We start from the raw sequence: 21,588 nt of genomic DNA, 5'->3' as shown, positions 1-21,588 counted from the left end.
TTTCCGAAAACTTCAGGATATTGCATTGATCGCATCAGCTTACAACTGCGTGCCATTCCTCGCTTAGCCGGGTAAGCTGGGGCTACATGCTCCCTAGACGAGATTCTGCTCCGACCTTGGACATGATCAGAGCAGAGTAATCGAACGAAATAACGATTATATCATTAAATATAGTTGTTACCTAGGACTTGGATACTATAGCGCGATACAGCTGACTACCTTCATGGCTGATCACCTGACATACAATTTGGGATGCATTGATTGAAAAGTAGAAAAAGCCGTATTGATCACGTGCAAAGCGGCTATAGGGCAGGTCAGATTTGACCGCCGTGACCTCCGAACCTGCGCCTGATATAAACTGGTGAAACTTTCTACCGGCAACTTTTAGGTGTTGCAGTGAATGCTCGTGCCCCGATAGATACATATCCACCCCTCTTTCCTCGAAGATACTTTCCAATGCCTTTCGCACCGCAAGAGTATCGTAGTTTGTCGTTCGCGGTCCTGCGGTATACAGCGGATGATGGCCGACCACGATCTTCCAGTGGGCATCCGAATCACGCAGCAGTTGATCGAGCCAGGCTAGCTGTCTTTCGGGCTGCTGGCCTGCTACATGCGGACCGTATTCACTGTTGGTATAGAATTCAGGGATCAGGGGATTGGTATCGATAAAGGCCATGAGTACCTTCCTGCCATCCCTAAGCGGAAATACTTTGCTGTAATAGCGCGATGGCATCTTCCATCGTCTACTGATATTGCTATAACGTACCTGAGCATCCGGGTCAGACTTGTAGTCATGATTGCCTAAGATCGGATACCAGTCCCATTGCAGCGAAAAGGCGGTGTAAATATTTTCAAAAGAATAATGCCATAATGGATCATGTTCACTGACTACACCTGAGGGGTAAAAGTTGTCGCCCGTGGAGATGATAAAATCGTTGGCATGCTGTTCGGCCCAGTGTCCCATTTGCTGGGCGACAGCGACCTGATGATCCGCACCATTGCGGCCCCAGTCCCCGACGGCCATAAAGTGCATGTCGTACTCATCTTTTGGCTTATACATCTGCTGTATGTCTTCGCTTTCCAGACGAGTAGGCGACGTTAGCGCCAGGCTGTTGAGCGAAATGCCCCCAAGGCCGGCGGTGATCACCGTGCCCAGGGAATTTTTCATAAAAGTTCTACGTTTCATAAAGGATAACTAATAACCGGGATTCTGTTTCCAATGGGTATTGACATTCAGTACCGTTGTCGGTACCGGAAAGATACGGCGAAACTTTTCACTCATCCCCGCCGGATATAGCGAACGGAATCCCCAGTTATCTTCAAATTTACCGTAGCGGATCAAATCATTGCGCCGCCAGGATTCATCGGCAAACTCACGCGCACGCTCGTCCAGTATGTCCTGAAGATCTGGCGCTTTTGTAAGGGCCGGGGCGTTGACATAGGCCCTGATCTGATTGACCAAAGATTGTGGTGTCTCGCCGCGTGTTGGTGCTGCACCCCGTAGTATGGCCTCCGCTTTCATCAATAAGATATCCGCGTAGCGCAATATGGGCACATCGTTACTTTGGTTCCGTTGGTTAGCTGCTGTAACCGCTACGTCCATATAGAATTTGATGGAACGATATCCCATTGACCGGCCTTTCTGGTCATTGCCTGCATTCAGCGTGGCAGCCCCATCCGGACGCAAGACGATATCCCGCGTGGTCTCCATCTGCCAGTCGAACTGCACATCCGCGTCGTCGCCCTTATAATCCTGATCTATTCCCCGTTTCGAGGTCCTGATCAAAAATGGCCGTTTTTTATCTTCGGTGTAATTAGACCAATAGTATTGTTTGCCACCAATATAAGATGCGTTGCGTTCGTCGCCTTCCAAATTAAATTTGTCCAAATAGCTGGGCAAAACGCGAAATGTCCCCCCAACACTTTGAGGCAACGCTGCAAACTGATTCTGTGCACTGCGGTGAATCCAAAAACGAGCGTAGGTCATACCCTGTTGTTTTTCGCGGTCGTATGGCATGGCAAAGATAAAATCCTTTACCTGAAAGCCGTTATCCGGCCGGAATTTGGCCAAAAACCTGTGGCTTGTCAAATTAAACTGGCTAGAAGCAATTATTGAATCACACATGGCGACCACCGCATTTATTTTTTCGTTCGGCGCTGATGGTGTGTAGTTAGCGACATCAGCCGCCATATATACATTCCAGTTGAGATACAGTTTGGCCAAAAGTGCCTCCGCCGTATATTTTGTTGCTTTCCCGTAAGTGGCTACCGAGACTGTTGCTGGCAGCAAATCCTTTACAGCCAATAACTCAGACTCGATAAAACGGCAGATATCGGCGCGGCTTGTACGTGCAGGTACAGCATCGATCGGGCCGGTAATCAACGGCGCAGCGCCAAAGTTGTCCATCAAGATAAAATAGTAGTAAGCACGGATGGCACGCGCGGCTGCCGTAAACTGTTCCTTATCGGCACCAAATAGCGTGATGGCGTTATTGGCCAATGTAATCCCCGTGGAAGCGGCATTCCAGATGCTCGGGAGCATTCCATTGTCTGCGGTCCAGTTGTGGATATGGAATTCACGGTAGCGTCCGCCGTCATAGTAGTCAGTACCGATAGCTACGCTGACCGCCTCATCTGCCGACAAGGTCTGTATCATCCAGTGATCACGGCCCAGAGCACCGCGATAGGCCGCGTAGACATCCGCCAATATGGCTTCTGCAGCACGTTCAGTATTTGGGAACTCCGTATGTTGTGATTTTATATCAACGTCTAGGTCAGTACAGGAAGCCTGTGTAAAGGCCAGGGCCGACAGCGCAAATAACTGGATAATAAGTTTTGATTTCATATGTAAATAATATCTCATTTGTAGTTGTCTCTTTGGATTCATACCTACTTTCTCATGGTTTCACGAGCTTCTATTCTGCATCTAGGATAGCTAGCCCGTCCGATTGGATCTGCCTATTTTCGACAGCGGGTTCATCCGATGCATAGCTGCTCTTATAAATTAAAGTTTAGTCCGAACATAAACGTGCGTGTACGGGGATAGGTCTGCCGATTGTCGATACCGGGTTTTAGTCCGCCGAGTCCCACTTCTGGGTCGATACCTTTATATTTCGTTAGGACAAACACATTGTTCATCGTCGCATACACCCGTAAATTTTTTACAGGAACATTTTTGACTGGAATATGGTAGGCTAATGTCACATAGGCTAAGCGTAAAAAGCTTCCATTCTCCAAGTACCTATCGGATAGATAATGGGCGTTAATGTCCGTCATGCGTTCGGTTTCCAGCACGCTGGCCAGCAGATTTTTCTGTCCCGCATTGCCGACCACATTCGAGTGCCGTGCCCGCGTAGCGTTCAGGATTTTTTGACCAAAGCTACCCTGAAACATTCCAGTCAGCGCAAAGCCCTTGTAAGACAAGTTGTTGCTCCAACCGAGTGTCAGCTTAGGTTGGGGGCTACCTGTGACGGTCTGATCCTTCCGTTGTGGGGTTATTGTGGTTTCACCGGTTCGTTCACCTGTTTTTTCGTCATGGGAGTAGAATACCGAGCCCCCCTGGTCATTGTACCCGGCCCATTCCCAAGTATAGAACTGTCCTATTGGTGCCCCGGGTGTCAAGCGTTGTTGAAAAAAATTACTTTGGCCTGCCCCTCCCAGATCCGAAAGTTCAATATAATCCTGGGTGAACTGCTCATTGGCGATACTGACCACCTTGTTGGAATTGTGTGACAGCACAATTCCTGTATTCCACTTAAAATACTGTTTATCCACGGCTTTCGCATTCAGCGTCAGCTCTATTCCTCGGTTTTCAATCTCCCCGACATTCGCAGTCAAGATCGGATAGATATATTTAGACTGACTCACCTGATAGTCATAAATCAGGTCGCTTGTTTTCTTTTTATAAAGCTCCAACGATCCACTCAGGCGACTGTTCAGGATACCGAAATCCAATCCGAGGTTAATCATACTGGTCGTTTCCCATTTGAGATCCGGATTGCTGTTGCGCAATACCTGTAGTGTACGTAGCGGGCTGATCAGTCCATCTGCGCTCACGTAATCGAAAAATTTGGAAGAGGTACCTTGCACGCTCTGCGCCGTAAAGGCGTCGAAGCCCAACGAGTTGCCACTGACACCATATCCCGCCCGCAGCTTGAGATCATCAAAAACACCGGCTTCGCGCATAAAAGGTTCCTCGGACAAGCGCCAGGCTGCCGACACTGAAGGAAAGGTTGCCCAGCGGTTGTTGATGCCAAAGGCCGATGAACCATCACGTCTTACCGTGGCCTGCAACAAATACCTGCTATCATAGGCATAGTTGATCCGACCATAGACCGATATCATACGTAGCGTAGACAGATAATAATTGCCGAAGCCCAGCAAATCAACCACATTCGCCATTCCGGGATTATAGTAGCTGAGATCGTCGTTATAATAATCCGAGGTGGTCAGCTGGAAGCCATCGTTGTTGTTGTTTTCCTCCCAGGAGTAACCGGCCAGTGCAGCAACCTTATGTTTTTGTGCAAATGTCTTCTCATAACTCAGGTTCATTTCCATTACCCTGCGCTCGTCTTCCACTGCAGCACGGATCGACTTTCCGTTTTGGTTTCGGGCCGCCATCGACAGGCTCGAATAATATTGCGCATTGTTGAACTGCCTGTTTTGTAAAGAGAGATCAATGTTATAGCTCAGGCCCGGCAAGATTTCATAGCCTAGTTTGGCATGGGCCTGAATGACTTTAGTCTTGGAGAAATTTGTATTCTCCTCAATCAGCGACACCGGATTGGCATACTGGGACCGGTCCGACTTCTCAAACCAGGATCCGTCGGTGTTTTTTATTGGTGATACCGGCAGATAATAATACATGGCGTCATACACACTAAGACCCTGGTCCAGCGCAAGCACGTCGTTCTGTTTGGTGATGCTGGCGTTGATATTGAACGAGGCGGTCAGCCGGTCGTTGAGTGCCTTGGTCTGCACAAAAGCACGGGCAATCTGCCGGCCCATATCTGTGCCTTTGATGACACCATTATTTTTGATGGTATTGAGACTGATACTGTATTGCGTCTTGTCCGCACCTCCGAGGACGGCGATATTGTGATTGTTGGATATCCCGGTTCGCTCCACTGCGCGTTCCCAGTCGGTATTGGCTCCCAGGTCGTCGGTGGGTTCCATCGAGAAGCCATTGTCATTGACGTAAGAGCGATATTGTGCAGCGTTCATCATCTTGTAATGTTTCGCCACCCTGTCAATAGCCAGGTAACCGTTGTAGCTAATGCTGGTCTGGCCTGCTTTTCCCCGCTTGGTGGTCACAATGATGACACCGTTGGCGGCTTTGGAACCATAGATCGCCGTTGCCGATGCATCACGGAGCACATCTATGGACGCTATATCATCGGGAGCAACTAAGGTAAGCGATGCTCCCGGCACACCGTCGATGACATAATAGGGCTCCATGGCTTCCCCACTTCGTAAAGTCGATGCACCCCGGAGGCTGATCGATGGCGTTGCGTTGGGATTGCTATTATTTGTCGATATGGTTAATCCCGCTACCTTTCCCTGCAACATCTGCGCAGGCGATGTAAACACCCCCACGTTGGCCTCATCCCCACGTATTGTACTGATAGAGCTTGTTACATCTTTTCGGGATACACGGCCGTAGCCGATCACAACCTCATCCAGCTTGACAGAGCCTTGCTGTAGCCTGACACTGAGCGACAATGGTTTTCTGGCCTCGATCACATAGCCAGACAAGGTGTCGGGCTGAAAGCCGACAGCCGAAAACACAAATTGATATCCGGTCAGTTCTATCAGATTCTGAAAACGAAATAACCCCCTACTGTCCGTGCTGGTCGTTATACTTTTACCGCCATTCACCGGTATTGCCTTGACACTGACACCGGCAATGAATTGTCCCTTTTCGTCCTGTACCGCTCCTTTCACTTGATCTTGCTGGGCGTGTACATGGGTGAACCCAGCCGAAAGCAGTGCAAAAAGAAACAGGTTCTTTTTTTGTGGATTTGTCTTTCTGAGCATATCTGTTAGTTGTTTAGATGTTCGTTGGTTTTACTATCTTGTTTATAAAGGGTGTAACTTCCGTCGGCATTTGATACATAGCGCAATTCGTTGATCAGACAGATTGTCGTTAGGATGTCTTTAACCTGATCTTTATGCACATCGATCTGGCCTGTATAATGGATGTCTGCGATATCCCGGTCACCAATATGAAGCTTAAGCTTAAAAGTTCTTTCCAATGCTTGCAGCACGAGCGGCATAGGTGTATTTTTTAGATCCAGCAGGTCAACAGGTGAATCAGCGTGCAGCTCTTTTTGTTCGATGCGTTTTTTTACCGGTATATGTTCCCTGGTAAGCCCAAAGTTGTCAACGGACAGCCGTTGGCCGGGGCTCTTCAGAAAGACCGCTTTAAACTTATGATCCACCGAGGCAACAAGCACCTTGCCGGTATGAAGCGCTACCGTTACAGCCCTTTTTTTCCTGCCAGTCTGGATCGTAAAGGAGGTGCCGAGTGCCGTCGTTTTGGTTCCACCGGCATATACCGAAAATGGGCGTTCGGCGTCGGAAGCGACATCAAAATAGGCCTTCCCGATCAGCTCGATGTCGCGTGCTTGAGGCGTGAAAACCTTACGGTAGCGAATACAACTCTTTGCAAACAGCTTAACATGGGATCCATCCGCCAACTTGATCCGTATGGGCGCGGATGCTCGATTTTCGATAAAGGTCCAGCTCGTATCACTCATCACTGCCTGAGACAATGCAACTGCCCTGTCCTTAGTTGCGTGTTCTTCATCTTTGATCCACCAGGTGATAAAATGGAAAGAAAAGAAGACAAGTATGGCCGCTGCGGCACTATAGCGTAATAGACGCATGAGCCTATATTTACGGACAGCCTTTTTTTCCAGCCGTTGTTCCGCCGCCTGTATTGCGGTCTGGATCCGCTTTTTCATTTCCCCGGTGGGTACCTTGTGCTGTGCCGTTGTGCCATCAAATAGGCTCCAGTCATCGTCCTTGAAAAGTTCGTCGACCAGAAAGGGCATTTTCCAGATCTTTTTGCGTATCTGCTGCTGTTTATCCTGCTTCATACTCCTATTACGCAGGCCGGCGGCTTACCCCTTATTACTTAACAATTATTTAATAGAGAAGCTATATCCTTAACATTAAGGTCTTATAACATAATCGAATAAAGGTGCTGTTTGAGCTGCAACAGAGCTTTCGTGATATGCTGTTCCACCGTTTTGGTGGAGATGGAAAACAGGGCTGCGATCTCTTTATGCGAGAGCTCGTCTTTGCGGCTTAGTTCAAAGACCTTGCGTCGCATGCGTGGCATATTCTGGATATCTCTTTCCATCATTTGCAACAGGTCTTTGCTTTCTATGGATCGGATCAGGCTATCGGTAAAAGGTGTTGCCGCGGTCTGGCCTTCATGTTTAAACCGGATGGCCTCCTTGCGCAGCAGATCAATCATCACCTGTCGGGCCATGCCGAAGAGCTGAATCAGAATGCTGAGCTCCTCGTTCAATTTCTCGCGTTGGTTCCACAGTTTGATGAAAGTCAGCTGGGTGACTTCCTGGGCAATATAGTCCGACTGCGTCCGCTTTAGGACAAAACCATAAATCTGCCCGTGATACATTTCGTATACACTATTGAAGCTTTTCTGATCAGAAGATTTGATAGGCCGAATGTGTTCCATTGCGGTGCCAAATGTAACAGTACAAAGTTTCTTTAGTATTAACTTACCATCAATATTCGATAAACAATTGGACTGAAGAGATCCGATGTACGATGCCCCACCATATCGCATTTTAACAGGGAGCAGCACGCGAACTATCGCTGGTATCTTTGCGTTATCGTTGCTATGGAATATGCATGATCTGGCAAACTTTCAAGAGCATATTTCCGATCACAGTGGAGAGGATACCAGAACATATCTGCAGAAAGATACACATCATTTGCTTGTCACTATTTTGTACATACTGCCCTACATTCTCCCGGTCAGCCATTGATCTTCTTTTGTAACATCAATAGAAAAAACGATCTGTAACCAATAAGTTGCAAATGATGATATGAGTCAAAAATATGAGTTATAGGGATCGATTTGCACATGAGCTGACCAGTATTTCTCGATTCTTTTGTATAGCGGCAATCCCACCTTTTTAATATTTCGTATATTCAGACAACGACCACAAATACTAACTATCGATGGAAGCTAAAACTATACTGATCTTTGATGACGACATCAATATTTTGGAGATCTGTTCGCTTATACTTGAGCACGACGGCTATCAGGTTGCTGTTTCCCAAACCTCACACGATGTTATCGAACGGGTCAGTATGGTCCAGCCGAATCTGATCCTCATGGACAACTGGATACCCAGCATTGGTGGCGTAGAGGCGATACGGTTGCTCAAGGCTCATCCCTTACACCGGTATATCCCTGTTATCCTTCTTTCAGCCAACTATAATATAGAGAAGCTAGCTGCGGATGCCGGCGCTGATATTTTTCTTGAAAAGCCTTTTAGCCTAGATGATCTGGAAAAGGTCGTGAAGAGCATGTTAGGCGGATAATGTTTTCCTACCTCTGCTTCACGGATTTTTCGAGCTCATTAACAAAATCCCGCCCCCAGAAATGGATATCATAGTGCTCGATATGCTCATATAACCGCCTTGCCCTTAGTTGCGCTTCGCCGGGCTCCATCACCAACGCTTTGAGCAGCGATTCTTTCATACTTTTTCGGTCGTAGGGATTAGTCAATATCGCATATGGCAGTTCGACCGAAGCTCCTGCAAATTCAGACAAGACAAGTATCCCCGATGTATCCAACAGCCCATGCGTGGCGATATACTCTTTGGCCACCAAATTTAAGCCGTCCCGCAGTGGGGTAATCCATGCGATGTCACTTAGCGCGTATTGCTTGACGACTTCCTCAAAGGGCAGAGCACGGTAAAAATATTGGATGGGATTCCAGTTCATGGTCGCAAATTTACCATTGATCTCCCCCACGGCCTGATTGACCTGATCCCGGATCTCATCATAGATCGTCATTCCTTGGGAGGGAGGCGTGCAGACATTGACAAGCTCTATTTTCCCCCTAAATTCGGGGTATTCTTCCAGAAATTCACCAAAGGCCTGTATTTTTTCCAATGGTCCTTTGACATAATCCAAGCGTTCGACCGATATGATCCGTGTTATGCCTGACTCCACCTTCATCGCTTTCAGCTGTTCGATATCGTCCCTGATACCGCCATCATTAAGGATGTGCTGGATATGATCCCGGTTGACGCCTACCGGCTGCGCCCCAAGCCTGATCTGCCTCCCATCCACCTCAATGACCTTGGTCATCTGATCCACGCCAAGCGCACAGCTATAGGTAAGAAACTGGTTGGCCACACCGACTTTCTTGACAACCTTAAAAGGCGTGTGACTACGGATCACATCCACAAAATTCTCCACATACCTCGGGATATGGAAACTGATAAAGTCACAGAGCAGCAGGCTGCCGATGATCTCTTTCCGCCAGGGAATGATATTAAAAATATCTGCTGCCGGAAATGCCGTATGGTGAAAGAATCCAATCTTCAGATCAGGACGCATGGTTTTGAGGAAAGATGGCACCATCCAAAGGTTATACTCATGTATCCAGACGAGAGCTCCCTCATCCGCTTCCCGGGCGACACGATCCGCAAAGAGTCTGTTGATGTGAAGATAATGATCCCAGTCTTCGTGGTTAAACTTGGCTTTGTCCACAAATGAAAAGATGGTGGGCCAGAAAGCCTCCTTTGAAAACACACGATAAAACTGATCAATATCTTCCTTCGACAACGATATTGTCGAAGCGACCAGATTGGGATATCTCGTTTCATCCACCAGCTGATTGGGCACCGCATTTCCATCTTCCTGCAGTGCCTCCTCTCCGATCCAGAGACCAGACCGTCCCTTTTCAAACAAACCCAGCAAGGAAGGAATAATACCGTTGGGACTTTTTGGGGCCACACGTACCGTTTTTCCATTTATTGATTCCTTTTCAAAGGGTAGCCTATGGTATACCATCACGAGCTGTCCCGACTTTTTAGGCTTGCCTTTTGGGGATGTTTTCCGTTCACTACGGATCAACTGTTGAAACGGGCTATGTGTAGCCATATATTCCAGAATACCTCCAGCGCCGGCTGCTTCTGCCCGATAGGCCGTATCCAGCTCGTTGATGGCATCCAGCAGACTGCTTTCCGATTTGCCGACAGCAACGCCATTAAAACCAATCTGAAACAGGGCGAGGTCATTCAGCGTATCTCCTGCCACCATGACCTGATCGGCAGGAATATTCAAAAACTCGATCAGGGTCCTGAGTGTTGTTCCTTTATTTACGCCTTTGGGCAGCAGGTCCAGATACCGGTCCGCCGAGGTGATGATATCACAGTCGTATTTATCGGCAACCTGCTGCACCCGCTCACGGTCTACATCAGACTCATAATAAAAGGAGCTCCGGCGCTGCTGGGGCACATGCTGATAACTGAGCTGTGGTATTTCTTCCAGTTCCGATCGGATAGCGTAAGTCTTGGGCCATTTTTCCTCAATTTCACTTTGTAGCGGTTCGATGGCTTCCAGGGTATGTCCGTTGACCACAGTGGCCCCCACGTCGGCGATAATAAAATCTGGCACTGGGATCAACGGGTCGCTCAGCAGTGGTAGGACCGATTCCAGTCCCCGACCGGTGACAAATACGAGCTGAATATCCCGGTTTGCTTTTATCAATCTATATAATCTGAGGCGGTCTTCCATTTTTCCGCCCAAAAAAGTTCCATCTAAATCTGTTGCTAATAACATATTATCGTATATTCCTTTCTAAAAGTTTAAATTCATCAATGACGGGCATTCGTTTGTACATGACGCGGTAGGCGGTGTTGAGCAGCGGCAAGTTTAATCCAAGACCTGCAGTTGTGTTTATCAGTCCGAGGGTAGCAAAGTATCCCTCGGCCACCATGCCCAGCATCTGCCGAGCTTCAAATACCGAATGTCCGCGTCCAAGGTACTCACCAAAGGTCCGGTTGCGGCTGTGTGCAGAGTATCCGGTGACCAGCAGGTCCCCCAGGTAGGTGGAGCTGGCCAGCCTGGACTGTCCGCCGCCGAGGGCAGCTAGTAGCTGCTCCAGTTCATAGATGGCATTAGAGACCAGTACGGCCATAAAATTGTCGCCATAATGCAGTCCTTGCGCCATTCCACAGACGATACCGACCACATTCTTATAAATCGCAGCATATTCCACGCCACTCATATCCGGACAATAATGGACCTGGATATAAGGCGAGGCAAACCAAGCCTCGATCTTCCTGATAAATCCCTCATTTGGACCGCAAAGCGTCATGTAGGTTTTCTTGTTGCGTGCGATTTCCTCGGCGTGGCAGGGTCCGGCAATCATGCCTTGCTGAAAGTCTTTCAAATCAAAGCAGCTGGCCAGATAAGCACTGGGCAGCAGATTGTCTGGCCCGACTGTTCCTTTGATCGAAGTAATGATAAATTTCCCGGAAAGCTTATTTTCATTTATCTGGGCACATACGCCGGGCAGATGTGCGCTAGGTACAACAAACAATACCACATTGGACCGGTCTATGATATCATCCAGATCATCCGAAGCATAAATTTTTGTATTGTCCAGTTTTAAAAAAGATAGGTAGTCAGGGTTTACAGCTTCTTTGGTAATCGAGCGCACCTGCTCGCTGCGCCTCAGGTACCAGTTTACGTGAACACTGTTTTCCGTCAATATTTTTACCAGGGCCGTGGCCCAACTCCCACCACCTATCACACTAATCTCATTCAAATCGTTGGGGTTTTAAACAGCAAAAAGCAGTTGCTTTTGCAATTTGGTTATCTATTACTTCACAAAGATAGTTAAAAATTAATCAATAAGCAAATAAAACAACAAAAAAGTGCAGATTGGCCCCAGAAGGGCTACAAAAACCGCCGTTCTTGGAATGAGCTGTTGCTTATCCAAAAACGGTCGGTCGCTATCGGACCTACGCATGCAGGCCGGGCACTCGTGCCGGTTCTCAGCGCATATTTTTATTGGCATTACTGCTGATAAACATTTCATTTTTCTCTTCGGAGATGATCTCCAGAAAGCGTTCGTAATGCTTGAGCACATCGCTGATCAGTTCATTTTTAGTAAAGTACTGTACATCATAGCCTTCCCTGGCATCGCCAAAATACGATTTTGGAAAATAAGTTTTCTTATCGTCCAAATCGGGGAGATTCTCTTCCTCCATTACATAGTCGGATACCACTTTGAGCTGATTTTTGACGCCATAAATAAAGTTGTTGACAACATCGTGGCGGATTTCGATCTGCATTCTCCTTGGACTATCAAGGAGCTGCACTTTGGCCTCGATGCCATTTTGTCCAAACTCGGCCTTCAATTCCTCGAAAGCCTGCTTGACCGTTGTGTCGATAAACTGATCGACCGATCCACGGCTTTTAAACGACACGATCTGTTTGAGACGGTCTTTCCAGAATTCGCCCGACCAGGGCACTGTGCTCACCGAAAAGTCGCGCTCATAGTAGCTTCGGTCTATCGTCAGCGCCTTGACCAGACTGATGCAGAATAGCAGCATGATGATAGAAAATGGCAGTGCGGTAATGAGCGTCATGGTCTGTAATGCCTGCAGTCCGCCGGTGTTGAGCAGCATCAGGGCGAGTATCGCCAGCAATGCACCCCAAAAGACCATTTGCCATTTCGGTGATTTGACAGCGTTCTTGGTTGCTATGCTGTTCATCACGAATATTCCCGAATCTGCCGAAGTCACAAAAAATATCACAATGATCAGGATCACCAGATAACTGACCAGCTCCGACAGCGGCAGATAATCCAGAAACTTGAACATCAGAGCATCCGGATTATCGGCCAGGATGCTCAGCGCACCCTTGGCGATATTGATATCAAACCAGATAGCACTATTGCCAAATACCGACATCCAGATAAAATTAAAGAGGGTCGGAATAATGAGCACCGCTGCGACAAATTCTCGAATGGTGCGCCCCCTGGAAATTTTCGCAATAAAAAGCCCCACATAAGGCGACCAGGATATCCACCAGGCCCAATAGAGGATGGTCCAGTTGTAAAACCATGGTAAGGTCGCTTCGTCGTACACATGCGTGTCAAAGGTCAGGCTAAAAAAATTGTTTACATAATTACCGATACCTTCGGTAAAACTACCGATGAGGTATACCGTCGGTCCGAGAAAGAGCACAAACAGCAACAGTATCACCACCGAAATGATGTTAATATTACTTAGTAGCTTTACCCCTTTGTCCACGCCTGAGGTCGCCGAAAGTATGGCAAGCAGTGTTAATATCCCGACAATGATGATCTGATAAGTAAAACTGCTTTCCGACACAATTCCTAGCGTCTGCAGTCCCGCATTGACCTGTACCACACCAAATCCGAGGGTTGTAGTAATTCCGAAGAAGGTGCTGCATAGCGCAAACACATCAATGGCATTCCCCCATTTGCCATTGATCTTATTTTTTAGCAGTGGATAAAAGCAGCTGCGCAGGGAGAGCGGTAGCCGATAGCGGTACGCAAAATAAGACAGAGCGAGTCCCACCACGCCATAAATAGCCCAGGCATGAATGCCCCAATGAAAAAAAGTATAGAGCTGCGCATTTTTTACGCGGTTGATGTAGTGATTGCTGGCAAACACCTCTGTCGAATAGTGCTGCATAGGCTCGGCGACACTAAAATACATCAGGCCTATACCCATGCCTGCAGCAAAAAGCATCGAAATCCAGGAAAAGAATGAATATTCTGGTTTGCTATCGTTACTACCGAGTTTGATGTTACCAAATTTGCTGAACATCAGGTATACTAAAAAAATAACAAACAAGGTCACCCCCCAGACATACACCCAATTGAGGTTAACAAATATAAAGCCTTTGACCGCATCCAGGATACGTACGGTCAATGTTGGCAGGAAGACGGACAACAGGCATACACCGATGATAAAAATAAGACTGGGAACAACTATCCCTTTGTTAAAAGTCGATTTTGACAAGATAATACAATTTTAATTTACAAATAAAGTAGCTAAGGTCATTGTTTGACCTTAGCTACTCCTTTTATTATTAAGCGTTACTTCGGATATGAATATCGCGTTGCGGAAACGGAATTTCAATACCCGCTCCGTCTAGGGCTTCTTTACAATCAATGATCAATTGTTCCTGCATTGTCCAGAAATTTTCGTTGGAAGCAGTCACGCGGATGGACAGGTTGATTGCACTATCACCCAGCTCGGTGACTACAACCTGTGGAGCAGGATCCTTAAACGCGAACTCATTATTTTGAATCACGCGCATCAATACTTCTTTAGCTTGCTTTAGATCGGCATTGTACGCCACGCCAATGTCAAACCAGGTACGTCTGGTACCAAGTTTGGTATAATTGGTGATGCTACTGTTGGATAAGACGCCGTTAGGTACCACGACTTCCTGGTTCTGAGGAGTAGTCAATTTGGTGTTAAAGATATCGATCTCATTGACCGTTCCCGATACGTCTGCACTCGACGTAATATAATCGCCCACCCGAAAAGGTTTGAGCAGTAAAATCAATATCCCACCCGCAAAATTCGATAGCGATCCCTGGAGCGCCAATCCGATGGCCAAACCTGCCGCGCCAATAATTGCGACAAATGCCGAGGTCTGAACGCCCAATTGCGTGACCACAACAATAAACAGTAAAATATTTAAAATCCAGCTGATCAGGTTACTTAAAAACCGTTGTAGCGACACATCCATTTGGCGTCGTTCAAAGGCCTTGTCTATCATCCGCTTGACCAGCCGGATGATCCACGAACCTATCAGATAAATCAGTAAAGCAGAGATTACGGCTGTAATAATACGTGGAGCCCAGGCGATGGCAGAGGAGACAAATTTGTCCCAATGCTGCTGGACTTCATTCAGTTCTAAATTGTTCATAATACTGTTTTTTTTAATAAAAATGTAAGGTAAGGGACATAATATATTAAAATGTTGACGTTATTTCAAACTTTTGGGCCAATATTTACATTTTCAACAATCGAGTTTGGAAATTGTTCGGAAAAAAGCGAATTTAATCCTCCGTCATACATGGCGATTCATTACTGTAGTTTTCAGGCTACATGGTATACTGAATCTTTAATTTTCGTCCCAGAAAATAAATTTTGTTGATTATATTCGCTTAAGCAAAGAAAAGTATATGAATAAACTACTCCGATTTTTTAATTTACATGAGGGCGAAGACAAAAAGGAAACGGTATTGGAAAATGTCGTGAGCAACATTTCCTTTCGCGGTGCCAATGCGTGGATTCTGGCCTGTGCCATTGTAGTTGCTTCCGTGGGTCTGAATGTCAATTCTACCGCTGTCATTATCGGAGCCATGCTGATATCCCCCTTGATGGGACCAATTGTCGGCGCCGGATTTGCGCTAGGTACCTTCGATTTCCCCCTATTGAAAAAGTCCATTAAAAATCTGCTGATCGCCACCCTGATCAGCCTGGTGGTATCATTTATTTACTTTTTGTTAAGCCCCTTCAAGGAAGCCCAGTCTGAACTGCTAGCCCGTACCTCACCCAACATCTATGACGTCATGATCGCACTTTTTGGTGGTCTTGTGGGTGTGATTGCGATCACGCGGGTCGACAAGGGCAACCCAATTCCGGGCGTGGCGATTGCGACAGCCTTGATGCCGCCATTGTGTACAGCAGGCTACGGACTGGCCATCGGCAAATTCAGTTATTTTGCTGGTGCGTTATTCCTATACATCATCAACTGTGTATTTATTTGTATCGCCACTTTTATCATCGTCAAGTATCTGCGCTACCCCAAGAAGCACTATGTGGATCAACAGCGTGAGAAGCGAATTACACAAAGTATTACCATCATTACCCTCGCTCTGGTAATCCCCAGTATCTATTTTGCCTACAATCTACTGCAAGAAAAGAAATACAGCAACAAGGTGAAGCAGTTTGTGCAACAGGAACTGAGCAATAAAGGGTATACCGTTATTTACGAAAAGCTTCAGCAAAACAGCAAACCAAAAAAACTCGAACTGGCCTTTCTGTCCAAAAAATTCAGCCAGCAGGAGATCAAATCGTTGGAGCAGGCCATGAAATCATTTGGCATTGACAACACGGCCTTGGTCATTCACCAGGATAGCCTTGACCTCAAATCCAGCATTCTGAGTGAGATTGATAAGCGGAATGCGGCAGTCAGTGAAAAAGACCTGACCATTCGCGCGCTCAACAATGAACTTGCCCGTTACCAGATCGCCAACCCCGAACTTGACCGGGACATCGCCGTGCTTTTTCCCGAATTAAATTCCTACAGTATCGGCATGCAGCAGCACTATGCCAAGAAAGACAGTCTGGCGAATCGGGTTGCATTCATATATTCTGCTGCTACACCACTTGTACAAGCTCAGCAGGAAAAACTACAAAAATGGCTAACAAATCATTTTCCGAAAGACAGTGTAGAGATCATAAGAAGATAACAGCTTGTGTACAGTCCTATTTCTATTTACAGGAACGACTTAATATGGTCATTGTAGCCATAGATTACTAAGATATCCTCCGACTCCAACCGGGTGTCCGGCCTCGGTATTCCGTGCAGGACAGTCGTCACTACGCTTTTTCCGAAGGTGGTTTGTTTTTCCGTATTTTTTAATATGGTAAGGACCAATAATTCATATTTTTCACGAAAGCCAATCTCCTGTATGGTCTTGCCAACATACTTCGATGGTACCACAGCTTCGACGATTGAATAGTTACTATTGAGCTCAAATGAGTCGACAAAACCGGTCATACATAAGCGCTTGGACCATCGTTCAGCTGATTCTTCTTCCGGATGTGCGATCTCCGATACCCCCAGAGCTCCCAGTACTTTTTCGTGGAGCCGATTGACCGCCCTGCTTATCAGACGTTTTACGTTTGCTTCCTTACAAAGTGCGCTGACCATAATATTTGCGCCTTCATCCTCGCCAATTGCGACGACAAATACATCTGTATTCTTTAATGGCAGCGTATGGAAAGCTGCCTCATCAGTGGCATCCAAACATATGGTATGCGTTATCTTTTCTTTGAGCGCCGTGACTTTTTCCAATCGTCTGTCCACTCCAATGACTTCATTCCCCTGTGTGGAAAGTTTTTCGGCCAACGAAGCACCAAAATTTCCAAGTCCAATTACAATAAATTTCATCTTTTCAATTTATTTATCCATTATATACCACCATAAAAACACTTAAATATCAACTGTTTACATCCAATCAAACAAATACTTTCATCTTCCAGTTGGTGCTTTTCAACGCTCAATAGATAGTTAATTCCTCTTCTGCATATCGGTAATGTGTATAACGTACCTTTTTGATAAATGCAATCAATACAGATAACATCGTCACCCTCCCAACAAACATTAAAAGTATTAAAATTATTTTACTGCCCTGGGTAAGATCACCCGTGACTCCCAGGGAAAGGCCGACGGTGCTATAAGCAGAAAAACATTCGAACGCGATTTCCAATAGTGGCCTATTACGTTCAAAGAATGAGATGGCAAATACGGCCATACCAATAGCCAGCAACGACAGGAACATAGTTGCAAACGCGCGCTGGATCGAAATCGTCGCTATCTCACGACGAAAAATTTCAGTCCTATCCTTCCCTTTGGCCAAGCTGAGTACATTTAGAATAGCTAGTGCAAAAGTGCTTGTTTTGATTCCTCCGCCTGTCGAATTTGGCGAAGCACCGATCCACATCAACAGCATAACAAAGAGGATACTTGAAAAGTGCAACTGTGCAAAATCGATACTATTGAATCCTGCCGTTCGAGGAGTCGTCGCGGTGGCAAATGCGATCACCCATTTACCCACACCTTGATGATCTGCGAAGACGTGGTCAAACTCATTAACCAATAACAATAATGTCGCAAAGCCGGTGATACAAGATGTGGTGATCAGATTGATCTTACTATTGATGGTCATCACCCAAGGCCGATAATAATTCTCCTTGGTCGTCCATTTGTGAAATAAGCGGTTCAACAAATGTTTGATGTATTTGAGCACATTAATAACAATTGGAAAACCCAATCCGCCGAAGATATAGATGCAGGCAACTGCCAGCTGAAAACCATAATTATAATATACTTGTGCATCCATTAATCCCTGCGGTAGAGTTGAGAACCCTGCATTGCAAAATGAAGATACAGCATGGAACATGGCGATAAACACGCGGTCAGCTACTGTAGTGCCTGCAAGATCAGTGATACTCCAATATATGGCCAATGCGCCTACAAGTTCAACGCCGAAGGTAATTGCTACAGTACGTTTCAATAACACAAATACCTCACCTAACCGTTCCGTATTTGAAAAATCCCGGATTACGAGCTGATTTTCATAACTACTGCCTCCTTTTAAAAAATATGCAAAAAGGCCTGCGAAAGAAAGTATACCTATGCCCCCAGCCTGTATCAGCAACATAATAAACACCTGTCCCCATAGGGTAAAATGGGTGGCTGTGTCAACCACCACGAGTCCTGTCACACAAACAGCACTCGTTGCTGTAAATAAGGAGTCTGTCCAAGAGATAGGTTGATTTAGTGCAATTGGAAGCTTCAATAAACAAGTTCCCAAGACAATCAACAGCAAAAAGCTGGATATAAAAAGTTGAGCTGGATTATAAAACCGTTTTCTGATCACGCGTTAAAAATATGCTTTAAAAATAGAAAAATAAATTAATTCAACCAGCAGTGTGGATAGCACGGTCAATCGTCGGGCACTAAAGATGACCGCAACAGCACTTGAACGCATATTATAGAAAAAATATATGACAACAGTCGATACAATCAATAGATTCTATACAATAATTCAAGAAGCGTTGCACGGATTTCCCTACTTTTAAACCAACCTATCGGTTCAATTATAACTTATGGATAATTTAATAGACAAAATTTATAATATTATTTGGAGTGATGCCCTGGTGTATCTTTGCCTACTAACAGGCATCTACTTCACGATTCGTTTCCGCCTTCCGCAACTGTTGCAGATCAGGGAAATGATTCGTCTCCTGTTCAACAGCAATAGTTCGGACAAAGGCATCTCTTCTTTTCAGGCTTTTTCCCTGGCGATTTCTGGCCGCGTGGGTACTGGCAATATCGCGGGCGTAGCCACTGCAATAGCGATGGGTGGGCCGGGAGCCGTGTTCTGGATGTGGATTATTGCATTCTTGGGCAGTGCCTCGGCCATTGTCGAGGCCACGTTGGGACAAATGTATAAAGAAGTAAATGACGGCGAGTATCGCGGTGGCCCCGCCTTTTATATTCTTAAAGGACTTCGATCCAAAGCCTTTGCCTGGACGTTTGCAGTTGTCACCATTATCAGTACCGGATTTTTGCTGCCCGGAGTGCAAAGTAATAGCATCAGCACCGCTGTTGAGTCCGCCTTTCATGTATCGCCAAGTATCACCGGTGTTGCCATTGCGGGGCTCCTGGCCATTATCATCATCGGCGGCGTAAAGCGAATCAGTACAGTAGCCGAGTATGTGGTACCCTTTATGGCGGGGGCATATATCCTGATGGCTTTGGTAATTATAGGACTCAACTTTGGACAGATTCCAGCAGTCCTCAGCCTAATTATCAAAGCGGCCTTCAACATGGAGGCCACCTTCGGGGCTGTCGCCGGTATGGCGATCTCCTGGGGCGTCAAGCGAGGTATCTACAGCAACGAGGCCGGACAGGGCACAGCACCACATGCGGCAGCAGCGGCAGAAGTCAGCCATCCCATCAAGCAGGGCTTAGTACAAGGCTTTTCCGTTTACGTGGACACCCTTTTTGTCTGTACGGCGACGGCACTGATGATCCTCTTTACGGGTCAGTATAATGTGGAGAATCCTGAAGGGGGCTTTATCGTTCAGCATCTACCTGCAACCGAAATGGGCCCTGGTTTTACACAGCAGGCGGTCTCGCACCATTTCCCGTCGATCGGCGATGCCTTTGTCGCCATTGCGCTGGCCTTTTTCGCATTCACCACCATCATGGCTTATTACTATATCGCCGAAACCAATATTAGTTTTGTAGCCCGAAAAATGCAGAAGGTTCGGTTGGTATGGGTATTGCGTATTCTCATTTTAGGTTCGGTATATCTGGGTTGCGTCAGTACGGCCAAGTCCGCCTGGACACTGGGAGACATTGGTGTAGGCTTGATGGCCTGGCTCAATCTGATTGCCATATTGCTCTTACACAAAAAAGTACTTGCGCTTTATGACGATTACCGGCAACAGCAGAAAGCCAAACAAGACCCGGTGTTTGATAATAGTAAATATAGATTCCCTAACATGGATCTTTGGTCTAAAAAATAGCATCACACATTATGAGCCAATTCGTTAATCTCACTGTATTTAAGAATTTTTTCAAATCAAGCAATGCTGGCGGCCTGTTGTTGTTTCTATGTGTCGTCCTGTCCCTTGTGGTCGCAAACACCTCTGCCGGCGCAAGTTTACAATCCTTACTGGACACGAAAATAGGATACGAATCGGATCATGTCCATTTAAGCTATACTATCCTACTATGGATCAACGACGGATTGATGGCGATATTCTTTTTGCTGGTCGGCCTCGAAATCAAGCGGGAAATTGTCGAGGGGGAGCTCTCTTCACCCAAGAAGGCCTCGTTACCCATCCTCTGTGCTATTGGTGGTGCTATTGTACCAGCCTTAATCTACCTGGCTTTTAATTCGGGTAAGGAAACTGTGGATGGGTGGGGTATTCCGATGGCAACAGATATCGCATTCGCACTAGCCGTGATAGGGATGTTGGGCGACCGTATTCCCGCAAGTCTGAAAGTATTTCTGGCAGCCTTAGCCATTGTCGATGATTTAATTGCCATTTTGGTAATCGCATTCTTCTATTCTTCAGGTATTGAGGCTAGCTACTTACTCTACGCCGCCATTGGCATGGTCGTATTGATTGTCATGAACCGTATGAACATTCAAAACCCCTATCTTTATCTCATACCGGGCATATTTATTTGGTACTTTGTACACCATTCAGGTATTCACGCGACCATCGCCGGGGTCCTCATTGCCATGACCATTCCTACCAACGATACAGCTGCCGAGTCACCTTTGGAACGGCTCGAGCACGCCTTGGTAAAACCAGTCAATTTTTTTATCATCCCTCTATTCGCGTTTGCTAACACCAATATTGCTTTAGAAAGCGAAATGCTGAATGGTCTTGTAGCTCCCCTAGGTCTGGGCATTAGCCTTGGCTTACTTATCGGCAAACCTTTAGGAATTTTTGTCATGACCTTGATCTGTTCCAAATTAGGCATAAGCAGTTTACCCGAAGGGAGTTCATACAAACATATAATTGGCGTTGGGTTATTGGCAGGAATCGGTTTTACCATGTCCATTTTCATCTCAATTTTGTCTTTTAACGATGCCCTGCATATCAATGAAGCCAAGCTTTCCATTCTGTTGACTTCTTTAATGGCTGGCCTACTAGGTTATATTATATTACTTGCTTTCGGCAAGAAGGTGGATGTGACCTAGCACCTCATATTCTGTT

General features: G+C 46.3%; 15 protein-coding genes. 4 read left to right on the top strand and 11 right to left on the bottom strand.

Annotated elements, in window-relative coordinates:
* Nucleotides 1-181: 181 nt before the first annotated feature.
* The 5 genes from FGL37_RS18930 to FGL37_RS18910 all read right to left on the bottom strand — a co-directional run bounded on the left by FGL37_RS18930 (nucleotide 182) and on the right by FGL37_RS18910 (nucleotide 7,708).
* On the bottom strand, nucleotides 182-1,186 hold the full coding sequence (locus FGL37_RS18930; RefSeq protein ID WP_028070854.1) for a metallophosphoesterase: 1,005 nt from the start codon (nucleotides 1,184-1,186) through the stop codon (nucleotides 182-184).
* A 9-nt stretch (nucleotides 1,187-1,195) separates the two neighbouring features.
* Complete coding sequence (locus tag FGL37_RS18925; RefSeq protein WP_028070855.1) at nucleotides 1,196-2,845, bottom strand: RagB/SusD family nutrient uptake outer membrane protein; 1,650 nt, start codon at nucleotides 2,843-2,845, stop codon at nucleotides 1,196-1,198.
* 152 nt (nucleotides 2,846-2,997) lie between these two features.
* Complete coding sequence (locus FGL37_RS18920) at nucleotides 2,998-6,036, bottom strand: SusC/RagA family TonB-linked outer membrane protein (RefSeq protein WP_028070856.1); 3,039 nt, start codon at nucleotides 6,034-6,036, stop codon at nucleotides 2,998-3,000.
* Nucleotides 6,037-6,041: 5 nt separating this feature from the next.
* A complete protein-coding gene (locus FGL37_RS18915; RefSeq protein ID WP_028070857.1) occupies nucleotides 6,042-7,100 on the bottom strand; it encodes a FecR family protein in 1,059 nt (352 codons plus the stop codon).
* Nucleotides 7,101-7,183: 83 nt separating this feature from the next.
* On the bottom strand, nucleotides 7,184-7,708 hold the full coding sequence (locus FGL37_RS18910) for a sigma-70 family RNA polymerase sigma factor (protein WP_028070858.1): 525 nt from the start codon (nucleotides 7,706-7,708) through the stop codon (nucleotides 7,184-7,186).
* A 509-nt stretch (nucleotides 7,709-8,217) separates the two neighbouring features.
* Here FGL37_RS18910 and FGL37_RS18905 point away from each other — a divergent pair.
* Nucleotides 8,218-8,583: a response regulator gene (locus FGL37_RS18905; RefSeq protein WP_028070859.1), complete on the top strand. Its 366-nt coding sequence runs from the start codon at nucleotides 8,218-8,220 to the stop codon at nucleotides 8,581-8,583.
* Nucleotides 8,584-8,590: 7 nt separating this feature from the next.
* Here the strand turns inward: FGL37_RS18905 and ggpS are convergent, their stop codons facing one another.
* From ggpS to FGL37_RS18885, 4 genes are all read right to left on the bottom strand, one after another.
* On the bottom strand, nucleotides 8,591-10,837 hold the full coding sequence (gene ggpS / locus FGL37_RS18900) for a glucosylglycerol-phosphate synthase (protein ID WP_028070860.1): 2,247 nt from the start codon (nucleotides 10,835-10,837) through the stop codon (nucleotides 8,591-8,593).
* 1 nt (nucleotide 10,838) lies between these two features.
* Nucleotides 10,839-11,828, bottom strand: a complete 990-nt coding sequence (locus tag FGL37_RS18895) for an NAD(P)H-dependent glycerol-3-phosphate dehydrogenase (protein WP_037533831.1) — start codon at nucleotides 11,826-11,828, stop codon at nucleotides 10,839-10,841.
* 229 nt (nucleotides 11,829-12,057) lie between these two features.
* A complete protein-coding gene (locus tag FGL37_RS18890; protein ID WP_232048737.1) occupies nucleotides 12,058-14,058 on the bottom strand; it encodes a BCCT family transporter in 2,001 nt (666 codons plus the stop codon).
* A gap of 70 nt (nucleotides 14,059-14,128) precedes the next feature.
* Nucleotides 14,129-14,977 (bottom strand): mechanosensitive ion channel family protein, encoded by an 849-nt coding sequence (locus FGL37_RS18885; protein WP_028070862.1) that lies wholly within the window; start codon nucleotides 14,975-14,977, stop codon nucleotides 14,129-14,131.
* 259 nt (nucleotides 14,978-15,236) lie between these two features.
* On the opposite strand from FGL37_RS18885, the gene FGL37_RS18880 reads away from it, so the two are divergent.
* Complete coding sequence (locus tag FGL37_RS18880; protein WP_028070863.1) at nucleotides 15,237-16,529, top strand: TIGR00341 family protein; 1,293 nt, start codon at nucleotides 15,237-15,239, stop codon at nucleotides 16,527-16,529.
* Nucleotides 16,530-16,555: 26 nt separating this feature from the next.
* On the opposite strand, the gene FGL37_RS18875 is transcribed toward FGL37_RS18880, so the two are convergent.
* Both FGL37_RS18875 and FGL37_RS18870 read right to left on the bottom strand, forming a co-directional pair.
* Nucleotides 16,556-17,233 carry a potassium channel family protein gene (locus tag FGL37_RS18875; protein ID WP_028070864.1) on the bottom strand — a complete coding sequence of 226 codons (678 nt, stop codon included), beginning with the start codon at nucleotides 17,231-17,233 and terminating at the stop codon, nucleotides 16,556-16,558.
* 109 nt (nucleotides 17,234-17,342) lie between these two features.
* Nucleotides 17,343-18,725 (bottom strand): TrkH family potassium uptake protein, encoded by a 1,383-nt coding sequence (locus FGL37_RS18870; protein ID WP_028070865.1) that lies wholly within the window; start codon nucleotides 18,723-18,725, stop codon nucleotides 17,343-17,345.
* Nucleotides 18,726-18,954: 229 nt separating this feature from the next.
* Between FGL37_RS18870 and FGL37_RS18865 the strand changes: the two genes are divergently transcribed.
* Both FGL37_RS18865 and nhaA read left to right on the top strand, forming a co-directional pair.
* Nucleotides 18,955-20,382, top strand: a complete 1,428-nt coding sequence (locus FGL37_RS18865) for an alanine/glycine:cation symporter family protein (RefSeq protein WP_051607098.1) — start codon at nucleotides 18,955-18,957, stop codon at nucleotides 20,380-20,382.
* A gap of 11 nt (nucleotides 20,383-20,393) precedes the next feature.
* Nucleotides 20,394-21,572: a Na+/H+ antiporter NhaA gene (gene nhaA / locus FGL37_RS18860; protein ID WP_028070866.1), complete on the top strand. Its 1,179-nt coding sequence runs from the start codon at nucleotides 20,394-20,396 to the stop codon at nucleotides 21,570-21,572.
* Nucleotides 21,573-21,588: the final 16 nt, after the last annotated feature.

The sequence above is a fragment of the Sphingobacterium thalpophilum genome, from assembly GCF_901482695.1.
In the GTDB taxonomy this organism is placed as follows: Bacteria; Bacteroidota; Bacteroidia; order Sphingobacteriales; family Sphingobacteriaceae; genus Sphingobacterium; species Sphingobacterium thalpophilum.
Note: the sequence above shows the minus strand (reverse complement) of the source record. Positions and strands in the feature narration are given on the sequence as shown.